This window comes from Priestia sp. GS2 (assembly GCF_036409025.1).
Classification (GTDB): Bacteria; Bacillota; Bacilli; order Bacillales; family Bacillaceae_H; genus Priestia; species Priestia aryabhattai_A.
The window spans coordinates 2,025,634-2,039,215 of the sequence record NZ_JAZGJX010000001.1 but is presented as its reverse complement, the minus strand read 5'-3'; the positions used below and the strand labels follow the sequence as shown (position 1 = coordinate 2,039,215).

Here is a 13,582-nt window from a genome sequence, read left to right as displayed (position 1 = left end):
TTTATGTTGAAAAAAGTATCTGTTCTTTCTGTATCGTTCGCTGCTTTATTAGGTTTAGCTGCATGTAACAATGATGAGGTGGAATCTCCGCCGCCAGAAGCTCCAGTTGAGGATAACGTAGATCAGCAGTCAACAAACAACGAAAATGATCAGAATATGGCGTTTAATTTCTCAAAGTTTGATTTAGATGTAGAATATAAAGGTTTAAATAATGACTATGAAGTAGAATATGAAAATGAAAAAGATGATATGGAAGCAAAGATTGACGATGAAGCAAACGATAATCACTTAAAAGGCAACGAGGCTTTTGATGAACTATCACCTCAGTTTGAAAAATTAACGTTTGACCAAAATACATCTGAAGAAGATGTTGTCAAAGAAGTATCAAAGGTATTTAATTTAAAAAATGATTATGAATCATTTGAATTAGAAGTACGTTTTGCTGATGGAACTGAAAAAGAATACAATATTAACAAATAAAACAAGAGGCTGAGACATAAGTATTTCAGTCAATGATCTGTCCGAACGATTGAGAGTCAACTCTCAATCGTTCGGATTTTTTATTGACTCAAAAAACAAGTTTAAAAAAGAGTGGAATAGAGCGTAGGACATAGGAGAATTAAAGGAAAGGTTTAGATTTTTCTCCGTGGAAAGAAAGTATCTGGAGCGTGATGGAAAGGCTTTGTTTCTACAATCTATGATAAAAAAGTAATGCTTTATCTTTGACTTGAGAAGGAATCATTTTGTTATATCCTGGTCTCTTTTTGTTTTGACGTCTAAAAACCTATGAAATGTGAAAGGATGATGATATGACAGCTGAAGGAGGAATAAAGAATGAAAACAATTGTAATGAAATGCTGTGTCAGCGCAGTTTTTTTACTATTAGCAGCCTGTGGATTAGGACAAGGTCATCAACATTCCCAGGAGGAATATCAACCAGCAGCAGAAGTAAATAAGGGATCGATTGCCCCATTAACTGTAGAATTAATGAATACAAAAGGAGCAAAGGTAGGGATAGCAACGCTTACCGAAGAAAAAAATGGAGTGCGTATTAAAATTGAAGCAAAAGGGCTAACCCCAGGTAGGCATGGTTTTCATATTCACGAAATTGGTAAATGTGAAGTGCCAGATTTCAAAACGGCAGGTGGACATTTTAATCCCTATGATCGAAAGCATGGATTTAAAAACCCTAAAGGTCCTCACGGTGGTGACCTTCCTAATTTAGAAGCAGATGAGCGAGGGACAATTAAAGCAGAGACTTTCGCTTCGCTTGTAACGCTAGAAGAAGGAAAGCCTAATTCATTACTTGATGTTGACGGTTCATCGCTTGTTATTCATGCAGGTCCAGATGATTATGAAACGGATCCTGCAGGAAACTCTGGCGACCGTGTTATTTGTGGCGTTATTACCAAGTAAAATGTTTTTTAGTGAAAGTCGCGGTTATTCGCGGCTTTTTTCTTTTTGTTGATATTTTGGAGCAGACTATAAGTTGTCACATGAAAAAATGGAGCGCACAATAAGAGAAAGGAGGGTGATGAATGTGAATAGAGAAGTTGTCGTAATAGGTGGGGGAATCGGTGGGCTCACAGCAGCGGCTTTGTTAACAAAAGTAGGGTTTTCTGTTACCGTGTTGGAAGCATCAAGGGAATGGGGGGGCTGTGCAGGAAAGTTCAACCGAGGTAAGTATACGTTTCCTGTAGGCGCAACGCTCGGAATGGGTTTTGAACAAGGTGGGGTTCATGAAAGAATCTTACGTTTTCTTGGTCTTGATGTGGAAGTTCAAAAGCTCAGTACGGTTATGGATGTACATTTCCCTCACCGAACACTCACTTATTATCAGAATCGTCAAGCACATATCGCTTACTTACAGAAAGAATTTAAAGGGTATGAGAGTAACATTATGTCTTTTTATAAAGAGGTGGAGCAAATTGCATTAGAAGTGAGAAAACTCATGGCTCACTTACCTATTTTACCTCCTAAAACTTTTGCAGAATGGAGAAAGCTTGTAGCAGCGCTGGAATTTTCATCTTTACGGTTAATCCCTCACTTTCCCCAAACGTTCTCAGCGTTACTGAAGAAGCACGGCTTGCAAGGAGAAAAGGACTTTGTTCATTTTATTGATGGCCAGCTAATTGATAGCATGCAAACAACAAGCGCATCTTGCTCGTTAGTTTTAGCATGTTTAGCACTAGACATTTATCACGAAGGAGCGTTTTATGTAAAGGGAGGACTGTATCAAGTTGCAGAAGTACTTCAGATGTACATTGAAGACTATGGAGGAAAGACACTGAAAGGAAGAGAGGCAGTGCGAATAGAAAGAAAAGACAATCGGTGGATAATCCATGACCATCGTAATAATGCCTATGATGCTTTTCATGTTGTGTGCAACGTTCCCATTCAAAACTTAAGCACAATACTAGATAAAGATGTGTACATGAAACTAACCCCAAAGCTGAGAGCGAAAGCAAAGTTACCGCAGTGGGGTACATTTACGATGTATTTGGCTATCAAGGAAGAAGATTTACCGAGTAACCTTTCTTTATTTCAGCAGATCCTTCTTTCAGAGCAAGGAGTTATGACAGAGGGTGAACATATTTTTGTATCGATTTCTCACCCTAATGACGAGAGACGAGCACCACAAGGCTATCGAACGATTACGGCCTCAACTCATATCGACTTAAGCAAGTGGCAAACAAGAGAGGCGTATGATCAAAGAAAAAAAATAATGGAAAAGAAAATGATTGCGGGCATAAAAACATTAATTCCACATATTGAAAGGGCCATTCATCAAATTTCTGGTGCACCCATGGCATGGGAACGTTTCACATCAAGAGCCCACGGAGGTGTAGGCGGATTTCCTCAAACGCTAGAGCATGCTTTGTTTAACAGCCTTTCTCACCGCTCAGGTATTAACGGTTTATGGCTCTGTGGAGATACGATTTTCCCTGGTGCAGGAACGATTGGAGCATCTGTAAGTGGGTATCATGTATTTCAAAGCATCACTGAACATAAATATACTATATAACATGTGTGTGTTAAAAAATGGGAGGTGTGTGCTTTGCGAGCAGAGGTTAACGCCTTGTTATTTATGGACCCAGGTATTGACGATTCCGTGGCGCTTATGTATGCTCTTTTACATCCAAATATTAATGTAGTAGGAGTTGTGAGCGGATATGGAAATGTATCAAAAGAAGATGCAATTTTAAATACTTCTTATATTTTAACATTAGCAAACCGTAAAGATATTCCAATTATTGAAGGAGCTAAAGGGCCAATTACTGGTGAAATCTCTGTATTTTATCCCGAGATACATGGAGAAACGTTAGGACCAATTAATGTTTCTTCATCCTATGCGTTACCAGTGGAACCATTTAGTAAATCATTTGAATTAATTGAAGCATATAAAGGAAATATTACGGTTGTTGCTACGGGGCGCTTAACAGAATTAGCTATGTTATTTGTACTTCATGGGGATGTATTAAATGAGTATGTAAGTGAATTTTTGATAATGGGTGGGGCCTTTATGGTGCCAGGAAATGTTACACCTGTTGCAGAAGCTAACTTTCATGGTGACCCTATCGCGGCTAATGTAGTGATGGAACGAGCAGAAAAAGTTCGGGTATATCCATTAAATGTTACACATAAGGTGATTGTTAAACCCGAAACCATTCAAAAAATATCATCAACCAGTCAAAATCCATTTCAAGCTCTAGTCATACCAATTTATACTTATTATTTTGAAGCCTATAAAAAGCAATGGCCTGGTATACAAGGGACGCCTATACATGACATCGTCCCGTTAATGGCTTTAGTTAACGAGAAGCTGATTCAATATGTTCAACGTAAAGTAAGTATAGAGTTAAGTGGAGAAGCAAAAGGAGAAAGCATCGCAGATTTCCGTCCCAGAACATTAGTGGAAGAGCAAAAAGAGCCATCGTATATAGCATGGAATATTAATGAACAGGAATTCTTGAAAGAGCTTACAACAATTCTAGTTAGGCCTGTAATATAAGTAAAGTCCCCATGGTTATGGGGACTTTACTTGTTATGATAAAAAGAGCTTCCACCACTTTCGCTTTCTTTTCATATCAGCAGCAGCCGTTTGACGAAATGTTTGAACAAAATCATTGAACATTTCCTCTCGTTCAGAAACATTTTGACGATGAAGCTTTCGTTCTTTTTCCATTTCTTTTAAATAGTAAACTCGTTCTTCGTTCATGGAATCAATTAAATCTCGCAGCTCTTCTGTCGTATGACTAGAAGAATTAGAGAGTTTTTCGACCATAAATTTAACTTGATTCATTGCCACGGTAGAGTTGCTAGAAAAGCGGTCAAGCAAATATTGCATCTCTTTTGATGACTCATCGGCGTTTGTTACAATATCTTTCATGTATAGTTTCATTTCTTCAGCGCTCTGCTCCGCGGTATGCGATTGTTCATCCATAATAGATGAGATTTCATCCAGTGCTTTTTCGTTGGCACGAATGATTTTTTTAGACATATTCTCGACTTCTTTAGCGTTACGCTCTGAAGACTCAGAGATAACGGCTCCTACAGTTTCAACCATTTCGTACGTTTGATTAGCGCTCTTTTCAAGCTCTTTTTTTACTTCACCAACAATTTCTTCACGCACTTCATTACGCATTCCTTCCCGCATTTCTTTTAATAAATCATCTTTAAATGAATTCAGTACTTCAAAAACATCCTCATAACGTCGAACAGCTTCTACAAGCTCACCTTGCAGCATCTCTCTTTCGTGAACGATGACATCATGAGCAGATGGTTTTTCTGGTTCGATAGCAGACTCCTCAGTTTGCTCATTCACAAACTCCTCCATAGATGATACTATTTTTTCTTCACTTAATGGCTGTTCAATAGAAGGAATGGTTTGTTCGGTGGTAATCTTTGCATCGTGTGTCTCAATTTCTTCTGTATTTGCAGGTGCAAATTCATCAACTTGTGTCGGAGCAGCTTCTTCATAGACTACCTTCGTTTCTTGACTCACAAGCTGTACGTATTCTTTTACTTCATCTAAGGTACAGTTTTCAGCAAACAGCTGGTTAATATCACTGAGTAACTCAATCTTTTCTTCCGTATATACACGCGCCCCGTCTATTCGATCAATATATAAATAGCCTTTTAAGGAATTTTCCCACCCTTTTAATGTGCGGCGGTCTATATTTAGGCGGTCACATACAGCTTTAATTGTATAAATCTCAGTCATTTTTTTTCCTCCTCTAATTCTTTCCTAATAATAAAAGTATGTACTAGCTTGATTTTCGTTGTATGTTGTATTCACCATATCTAACTAATTTTTCCTGCTAGGTGACAAAGGTTGTCAAAACTAGACGACATTAGCCTTTTATGTAAACAAAAAGAGAAATTTGTAAAACGCTCGTATGTATAAAAAGTTGACAACATAAACTAAGTTCGGTAAGATATGTTCAAATGTTTAAGTTTTTAAACATACAAACAGAAAGGGTGTTTTAAATGAAAAAAGGATATGCTTTAATTACAGGTGCATCAGGTGGAATTGGAAAACAGTTGGCATATCATTTTGCAAAAGATGGCTACTCACTTGTCTTAGTAGCACGCAGTAAACAAAAGCTTGAAGAGCTAAAGAGAGAGCTTGAAGATAACTATTCAATTTCGGTTTTAATTAGTATAAAAGATCTTTCTAAACAAGAAGAAGCGTTAAAACTTTACGATGAGATAAAGCAACAGCGAATTACAGTTGAGTTTCTAGTCAACAATGCTGGCTTTGGTTTATATGGTACATTTATCGAGACATCTTGGTCTGAAGAAGCAGATATGATTGACTTAAATATAAAAATGCTTACCTATTTAACAAAATTATTTTTACCGGAAATGGTGGAGCGGAATGAAGGGCGAATCCTTAACATTGCATCAGTAGCTGCATTTTTACCTGGACCATTGATGGCGGTTTATTATGCAACAAAGGCTTACGTTTTATCGTTTACTGAAGCGTTGGAAAATGAGTTGAAAGATACTAACGTAACCATTAGTGCACTGTGTCCGGGTCCTACTAAGACAGGATTTAGTGACCGAGCTAATTTAAGTAGCTCAAAATTATTTGAATCAGGAGCTCTACGTGTGGAAGACGTAGCGAAAACAGGTTATGAACAATTTATGAAAGGGAAAACAGTGATTATACCTGGAGCGAAGTTTAAAGTAGCAACTATGCTACCGAGGTTTTTGCCACGTAAATTGATTACAAAAGTTGTAAGAAGCATGCAAGAAGTTAAGTAGGAGAGGAAAGAAGTTATGAGTACACGCGCAATGGAATTATTTCGATCAAGTATCCCTGTCTTTCAAGCATTAAGCGATTCAGCAAGGCAGGACATCATTTTATTACTAGCAGAAAAAGAGCCACTAACGGTCAATGAAATTGCAAACGAGTCAACACTATCTCGGCCGGCAGTATCTCATCATTTAAAGATATTGCGTGATCAAAAGCTTGTAAGCATTGAACAAAAAGGAACACAGCGGTATTATTCACTTGCATTAGAAGATGCGGTCGAGCTGTTAAAAGATTTAATTTCAACGGTGGAAACTGAATGTTTATAATTAAAGAGGTGAAAAAATGAAGCATAGTGAGTATTACGTTACAGATGAGATGGTTATCAGTAATATTGTAGAGAAACAAAAGCGCTATTTTTACGAGCAGAAAACCAAATCCAAAGCAGTTCGAATACAGGCTCTAAAAGACTTACAATCCATGATTAAATCCAATGAAGAAGCGATTATGGACGCTTTGAAAAAAGATTTAAACAAATCGGAAGTAGAAGCATACACTTCTGAAATCGGCATTTTGTTAGAAGAAATTCGCTTTACGTTAAAGCATTTAGATGGGTGGATGAAACCTAAAAAAGCAAAGACGACGCTGACTCATATTGGTTCAAAAGGTTATATTATTCCAGAACCTTACGGAGTTTCGCTTATTATTGCACCATGGAATTACCCGTTTCAGCTAGCTATTTCACCGCTAATTGGTGCTATCGCAGCAGGTAATACGGCAATTATCAAGCCGTCGGAACTGACGCCTAACGTTTCAAGGATAATGGAGGAGCTTATTGCTAAAACGTTTGATCCTTCGTTTGTTACAGTTATAGAAGGAGCGGTGGAAACGACTCAAATTTTATTGAAGCAAACGCTAGATTATATTTTCTTTACAGGAAGTGTCAATGTTGGAAAAGTTATTATGCAAGAAGCAGGAAAGCAGCTCATCCCAGTCACATTAGAGTTAGGAGGCAAGAGTCCTTGTATTGTGCATAAGGATGCAAATATTGAACTTGCGGCCAAGCGCATCATGTTTGGTAAAAGTATGAATGCTGGTCAAACGTGCGTTGCTCCAGACTATCTGTTAGTTCATAAAGATGTAAAGGTTCAGCTGATTGCTGAGCTTCAAAAAGCCGTAACGCAGTTTTATGGTGAAGATGCACTCACGAGCGGGCGCTATGGCAGAATTGTTAGTGAGAGACATTTCGATCGTTTAATTGAGTTTTTACAAGATGGAAAACCTGTAATTGGCGGTACTTATAATGAAGAAACGCTACAGATTGCTCCAACTGTCTTAGATGAAGTAAAATGGGATTCAAGCGTGATGCAAGAAGAAATCTTCGGGCCGATTTTACCCCTTATTGAATACGAAAGTGTAGATGAGGTTGTAAGTGCAGTTCATCAAAAAGCAAAGCCGTTAGCTCTATATTTGTTTTCAGAAAGTGAAGACGTTCAGCAGCAAATTATCAATACAACTTCATTTGGTGGTGGATGCATTAACGATACAATTATGCACTTAGCAACCCCACACCTTCCGTTTGGAGGAGTGGGAGAAAGTGGAATTGGTCAATATCACGGTGAAGCTAGTTTTAAAACGTTTTCTCACTTTAAAAGTGTTCTGAAACAAACGACAAAGTTTGATTTTGCTTTTAAATATCCGTCTGACAATCAAAGTTTAAAAACGATTAAAAAATTCTTAAAATAACGTTAAATGAGAGGGCTTCTCTTTATAAGAAGCCCTGTTTGTTATGAGTGCACAGTGGTTTGAGAGAGGGGCCATTGCTCTTGTTTATAGGCCATGTCCCAAAATAAATACTCAAGTTCACAGCTTTTTATAAAGTGTTCTTTCATGCGTTGACGTTCCTCAACAGAAGCTTTTTCTGCTAGATTATCCAATTTTTCACAAAACCACTTTGTCGTTTCTTTCATTTCTCCGTTAGTATAAAAGGAAATCCATTCGTAAAAAGGATGATCTGGTGTTATGTTTCTTTCGTTTGCAATACGTTCCCCAATTTCAACGTACGTCCATGGACAAGGTAATAAAACAGCAATAATTTCACCTAGTGTTCCTGTATGTGCCACTGTCATCATGTGACTGATATAGTGGTTGGCTGTTGGTGCTAATGGTTGATGCTTCATGTCTTCATATCGAATGCCAGCTACTTCACAAAAATTATTATGGGGATGGACTTCACTATGTAAAACAATTGAAATACCGTTGTTAAACACTTCCATTTCATCGCGGGTACTACATTTTGTTAACGCCGCACCATATATACGAACAAAAGCAGTTAAATACTCATAGTCCTGTGCTACATAGTGAATTAAAGCTTCTTTTGGAACTTTTCCCTCCTTAATACCTACAACAAAGGGATGTTGAAAAATGGCATCGTAAATGTAAGATGCTTCCTTGCGTAATTGAGCTGAAAATGACAATTGTTATTCCTCCCTAATTGAATCCACAAGAAGAGCACGTATAAATAGGGACAAAAACAAAAAAACACCCCATTATCTATGGAGTGGTAAAGGCAATTGTGGATGTATGACACAACAACGCCGTACCACTTCCCTACGCTGGTATAAACCAGATCAGGTTCAAAGGGATCAAGATTCCTTGTCTCAGCCAAAAGGCACCCCTAGTGGATTCTTTCATGTGTTCCTATTTAATCTAACATAAAAAAAAGAATTATACAAAAGTTTAGAAAGAATGATTCAAAAGTAACAAAGTATAGTGATCTGAATATTTATATTGTTTAAAAAATAACCGAGATAAATTACCTATGAAACTAGTAACTATACGCTTGAAGTAGTTGATGAAAAAATAAGAAAATTGTCACGAATCCTGTCGAAATGTGCAAAGGCTGCACTATCATGCTATAATAATCGTAAGCTCGTTACGTTTAAACAAGCTCAATTAAAGAATTAAGCTACAAATTAAAAAGGTGTTTAGCTGAAGCTAAATGGCCTTTTCAGTTTGCTTAGTTTAATATAAATTAGTCCTGTCAATTTAGTAGGAATTATATTTTTTAAGGAGGTTGTTTAATGAATTTATCAGCATGGGATTTATTTGTGGATGTTGGTTTCATCTCACTTCTATTAGTGGCTGGTACCATTATTCGAGCAAAGGTCAGGTGGGTACAAAATTTATTTTTACCTGCGAGTATTATTGCAGGAATTTTGGGCTTAGCATTAGGGCCAAACGGTATTGGTCTCATTCCATTCACTAATCAAATTGGAACGTATCCAGGTATCTTAATTGCGGTCATCTTTGGTGCGATTCCAATTGCAACTCAAAGTGTAAAGTTTAAAGAAATAGCTGGCCGCGTAGGTAGTATGTGGTCATATTCTCAAATGATTATGCTAGCGATGTGGGGAGTCGGTTTACTATTTTCATTGCTACTATTAAATAACGTTTGGGGAGATTTAAACTTAGGGTTTGGTTTGTTATTAGCAGCAGGATTTATTGGTGGGCATGGAACAGCGGCTGCTGTGGGAGACGCATTTGCAAAGCAAGGATGGGAAGAAGGATTATCGTTAGCGATGACATCAGCAACAATTGGTGTTATTTGCTCAATTGTAGTAGGACTAGCGTTTATTAAATATTATTCAAAAAAAGGTGAAACAAATTACCTTGCAAGATTTGAAGATTTACCACGAGAACTACGCACAGGATTAATCCCTCCCGAAAAGCGCACTTCTACAAAAATGGATACGGTATCATCGATTGCTGTTGATCCACTTGTCTTACATGTAGCGTTAGTGACAATTATCGCATTGGGTGGTTATTACTTAAGTGAGTTAGGTCAAACGTTGTTGCCTTCAGTAACAATACCAGCTTTCTCCTTAGCATTTCTTGTAGGGCTAGCTATTAAAGGTATTATGAAGAAAACGAACAGCGATCAGTATATTAATGCAGACGTAATGAATCGAATTAGCGGAAGCGCAACAGACTTTTTAGTAGCGTTTGGTATCGCTTCTATTAGTTTATCAGCAGTAGCGAGCTACATCGTACCTTTTGCACTGTTGTTAGTGTTTGGCCTAGTGTTTGCATGGTTTGTATTCCGAATTCTTTCTGGTAAGTTCTTTGGTCCAATTTGGTTTGAACGAGGAATTTTTACTTGGGGTTGGATTACAGGAACAACAGCAATGGGAATTGCATTATTGCGTATCGCGGACCCAGAAAGCAAAAGTAAAACACTTGATGATTATGCATTGGCGTATATACCGATTGCGCCGGTAGAGATTCTTCTTATTACATTTGCTCCGTTAATGATCGCAACGAACCAGCATTGGTTGTTTGTACTTATTACACTTGGAGCGAGCATCGCTATTTATTTATTTGCAATGTCAAGAGGCTGGGTGAAAAACGAAAAGAAATCATCGAGTCAATCAAGAAGTATAGAAGCAAACTCAAAATAAAAACTCAGCCTTAGGCTGAGTTTTTATTTTTTTTAGGAGTCAAAAGGCCTATTCTAAGAAATTTTGTGAACGAGTGCATAAATTTAGTTCAGACGAGGTATTAATGAAGAGAAGCTACTATTTGATCTTTTTAGCTAGGACGACTATATTCACATCTACAGGAAAGGAGAAATAGTATGGCGAATTTTCGTTTTTATAGCATCTTAAATGCGATTGGTCTCGTTCTCGTGTTAATCGTAAACTATTTAGCAAACGCGTTACCGATAGGTGGGCAAAATACAGGTGAGGTGTCTGATAGTGTGCCAACGCTATTTACACCAGCGGGTTATGCATTTGCAATATGGGGGCTCATCTATACGCTTTTGGTCATCTGGGTTATTCGTCAATTTATTGCAAGAGAAGATCAAAAAGAAATTTATGCGAAAATTGGTATTTGGTTCTTTATTAGTTGTTTACTAAACAGTGCTTGGATCTTTATCTTCCAATATCGTTATTTCACTCTTGCCTTACTCGTAATTGTTCTATTCTTAGTAACGCTGATGATTATTTACTCCATTATTCAAAATTCAAGAATGACAACGTGGTTCATGAGGTTACCAATTTCTATTTATATTGGGTGGGTCTCCGTAGCAACAATTGTTAATGTCTTTGTTGTATTCCAAGCTAATGGAATTGAAACGTTATTTGGTTTAAGTGAAGAGACGTGGGCCATCATTATGCTTATAGTGGGAGGAATATTAGGTATTCTGTTTACAAGAAAAAACAGAGACATTGCATATTCACTCGTGTTTGTATGGGCTTTTATTGCAATTTCTGTTAAGCAAAGTGCATATTCAGGAATTGTAACAACAGTTTGGATTGTAGTTGTGATATTGGTCCTTAATATCCTTGTTCAACTCATTCGTAATTATCGAAAGTGAAGAAATCCTAGCGATGGCTAGGGTTTCTTTTTTTCGTTGCGCTCCTCTAATAAGGAAGAGGTAAAACCAATTAAGCAAATCAATATGCCAAAAGGGACAACAATGGGAATAAAAGATAAAATAAAGGTCATTCTGTACCCTCCTTTACACAGGATTGATTATATCTATAAGTATGTAGAGAAGAAAAAAATAGTCTAGGATGTTTAAATACGTGCATTCAAGGCTATAGGATAAGTGATAAAGTAGAAGAGGAGCGGAAAAAATGACCTATTTAGTAGCGTATACGAATAAAGAAAACATGGAATATAGTCAAATTACATGCCGAAATCAGGCGGAAGCGGAGCAAGAAGCCCTTAGGTTAGAAAAGGAGGGACATTTGCATATTGAAATTATTTCGAATCAAGAAGCATATGACGGTGACGAATCTTCTTTTCGTGAATAGTTAGAACTGAAAAATTATTGTAAGAAAATGAAATAAGCAATGTTTTTCTTGAAAAAGTGCAATAGAGAATGATTTTCTCTTCGAGATATGATAAAGTACTATTCAGATGAGTATAGAAGAGGAGAGAATTTGGTTATATGAGTAAAGCAAATCAGTGGTCTTCACGTTTAGGATTCGTATTAGCATCTGCAGGTGCTGCGATCGGTCTTGGTGCCATTTGGAAATTTCCCTATGTGACTGGGACAAGCGGTGGAGGAGCATTCTTTTTATTATTTGTACTGTTTACGCTCTTTATTGGATTGCCGCTGTTGTTAGCGGAATTCATTATTGGTAGACATACTGGAAAAGAAGCGATTAGTGCGTATAAGGCAATTGCCCCCAATACAGCTTGGGTTTGGATTGGGAGAGTAGGTGTTCTTAGCTGTCTTGTCTTGCTGTCTTTTTACAGCGTTGTAGGCGGATGGATTATGCTTTATACCATTATGAGCTTTAGTGGATTACTTACTGGGAAAGAATATGGTGCACTTTTTAATACGATTATCGCAGAGCCTTATCTCGTAATTGGAGCGCAGGCTTTATTTTTGATTATCAACGTATATGTTATATCAAGAGGAGTTCAAAAAGGGATTGAGCGTGCAAATAAATATATGATGCCTTTGTTATTTATTTGTTTTTTAATTATCGTTGTTCGTTCTTTGACCCTAGATGGCGCAACAGAAGGTATAGAGTTCTTTTTGAAGCCTGACTTTAGCGCTATTACAGGTACATCTGTCCTGTACGCATTAGGGCAGTCTTTCTTTTCTTTATGTGTGGGTTTATCTTGCATGGTTACGTATAGTTCATATTTAGGAAAAGACATAAGCTTAACAAAATCTGCTGGTTCCATCTCTATTTTAAATCTGGTTGTATCATTGCTAGCTGGACTAGCTATTTTCCCTGCCGTATTTGCATTAGGCATGGAGCCAACCGAAGGGCCAGGATTACTTTTTGTTGTATTGCCACAAGTGTTTGAGCAAGTACCATTTGGATCTGTATTTTTAGCACTATTCTTGCTGTTATTTTTATTTGCAACGTTAACGTCGTCTTTTTCACTACTCGAAATTATTGTGGCGGCTCTTACAAAAGAAAAGCAGGAAAAACGCCCGAGATCTGCAATGTTAGCAGGGGGGATTGTCTTTCTTGTAGGATTGCCTTCAGCGTTGTCATTTGGTGTTTTAAAGAATGTCACGGTGTTTGGTAGAAACATTTTTGATACAGCAGATTTCTTTGTAAGTAATTTAATGCTTCCTATAGGAAGTTTATTAATCGCTATTTTTATTACATGGAAAATGAAAAAAGAACACGTGTTTGAAGAATTTAAAGCCGGAAGCGTCAAGTCCGAAAAGCTATTTTCAACGTGGTTTATCTTAGTTAAATATGTGTTACCGTTCATTATTATTGTGGTTTTATTTAACTTAGTTAGTGCCTATTAGGCAAAAAAAAGCACTCCAGAAGGAGTGCT

At 37.3% G+C, this 13,582-nt stretch carries 13 protein-coding genes and 1 riboswitch; of the genes, 11 read left to right on the top strand and 2 right to left on the bottom strand.

The window, feature by feature from the left end; all coding sequences use genetic code 11:
• Positions 1-3: 3 nt before the first annotated feature.
• The 4 genes from V2145_RS10640 (at position 4) to V2145_RS10625 (ending at position 4,012) form a co-directional block, all read left to right on the top strand.
• Positions 4-480, top strand: coding sequence for a YusW family protein (locus V2145_RS10640; protein ID WP_094909843.1), 477 nt, complete (start codon positions 4-6; stop codon positions 478-480).
• Positions 481-834: 354 nt separating this feature from the next.
• On the top strand, positions 835-1,416 hold the full coding sequence (locus tag V2145_RS10635; protein ID WP_094909844.1) for a superoxide dismutase family protein: 582 nt from the start codon (positions 835-837) through the stop codon (positions 1,414-1,416).
• A 118-nt stretch (positions 1,417-1,534) separates the two neighbouring features.
• The gene (locus V2145_RS10630) at positions 1,535-3,025 is read left to right on the top strand and encodes an FAD-dependent oxidoreductase (protein ID WP_311858390.1); all 1,491 of its coding nucleotides are present in this window, start codon (positions 1,535-1,537) and stop codon (positions 3,023-3,025) included.
• A gap of 24 nt (positions 3,026-3,049) precedes the next feature.
• On the top strand, positions 3,050-4,012 hold the full coding sequence (locus tag V2145_RS10625) for a nucleoside hydrolase (RefSeq protein WP_397428354.1): 963 nt from the start codon (positions 3,050-3,052) through the stop codon (positions 4,010-4,012).
• A gap of 33 nt (positions 4,013-4,045) precedes the next feature.
• Here V2145_RS10625 and V2145_RS10620 read toward each other — a convergent pair whose 3' ends face one another.
• Positions 4,046-5,224: a MerR family transcriptional regulator gene (locus V2145_RS10620; RefSeq protein ID WP_094909846.1), complete on the bottom strand. Its 1,179-nt coding sequence runs from the start codon at positions 5,222-5,224 to the stop codon at positions 4,046-4,048.
• Between the two features lie 266 nt (positions 5,225-5,490).
• Here V2145_RS10620 and V2145_RS10615 point away from each other — a divergent pair, with 266 nt between their 5' ends.
• Genes V2145_RS10615 through V2145_RS10605 form a run of 3 tightly spaced genes read left to right on the top strand, consistent with a single transcriptional unit; the run spans position 5,491 to position 8,005 of the window.
• A complete protein-coding gene (locus V2145_RS10615; protein WP_094909847.1) occupies positions 5,491-6,270 on the top strand; it encodes an SDR family NAD(P)-dependent oxidoreductase in 780 nt (259 codons plus the stop codon).
• Positions 6,271-6,285: 15 nt separating this feature from the next.
• Entirely contained in the window at positions 6,286-6,588 is a 303-nt protein-coding gene (locus V2145_RS10610) for an ArsR/SmtB family transcription factor (RefSeq protein WP_094909848.1), read from the top strand.
• 49 nt (positions 6,589-6,637) lie between these two features.
• Complete coding sequence (locus tag V2145_RS10605; RefSeq protein ID WP_165932512.1) at positions 6,638-8,005, top strand: aldehyde dehydrogenase; 1,368 nt, start codon at positions 6,638-6,640, stop codon at positions 8,003-8,005.
• A gap of 41 nt (positions 8,006-8,046) precedes the next feature.
• Here the strand turns inward: V2145_RS10605 and tenA are convergent, their stop codons facing one another.
• Positions 8,047-8,736 (bottom strand): thiaminase II, encoded by a 690-nt coding sequence (tenA, locus tag V2145_RS10600; protein WP_094909850.1) that lies wholly within the window; start codon positions 8,734-8,736, stop codon positions 8,047-8,049.
• Positions 8,737-8,849: 113 nt separating this feature from the next.
• Positions 8,850-8,948: riboswitch (TPP riboswitch) on the bottom strand.
• Positions 8,949-9,342: 394 nt separating this feature from the next.
• Between tenA and V2145_RS10595 the strand changes: the two genes are divergently transcribed.
• The 4 genes from V2145_RS10595 to V2145_RS10580 all read left to right on the top strand — a co-directional run bounded on the left by V2145_RS10595 (position 9,343) and on the right by V2145_RS10580 (position 13,553).
• Complete coding sequence (locus V2145_RS10595; RefSeq protein WP_131886848.1) at positions 9,343-10,719, top strand: sodium/glutamate symporter; 1,377 nt, start codon at positions 9,343-9,345, stop codon at positions 10,717-10,719.
• Positions 10,720-10,895: 176 nt separating this feature from the next.
• The gene (locus V2145_RS10590; RefSeq protein WP_094909852.1) at positions 10,896-11,639 is read left to right on the top strand and encodes a TspO/MBR family protein; all 744 of its coding nucleotides are present in this window, start codon (positions 10,896-10,898) and stop codon (positions 11,637-11,639) included.
• Between the two features lie 262 nt (positions 11,640-11,901).
• Entirely contained in the window at positions 11,902-12,081 is a 180-nt protein-coding gene (locus V2145_RS10585; protein ID WP_094909853.1) for a hypothetical protein, read from the top strand.
• Positions 12,082-12,218: 137 nt separating this feature from the next.
• Complete coding sequence (locus V2145_RS10580; RefSeq protein ID WP_131886847.1) at positions 12,219-13,553, top strand: sodium-dependent transporter; 1,335 nt, start codon at positions 12,219-12,221, stop codon at positions 13,551-13,553.
• Positions 13,554-13,582 lie beyond the last annotated feature (29 nt).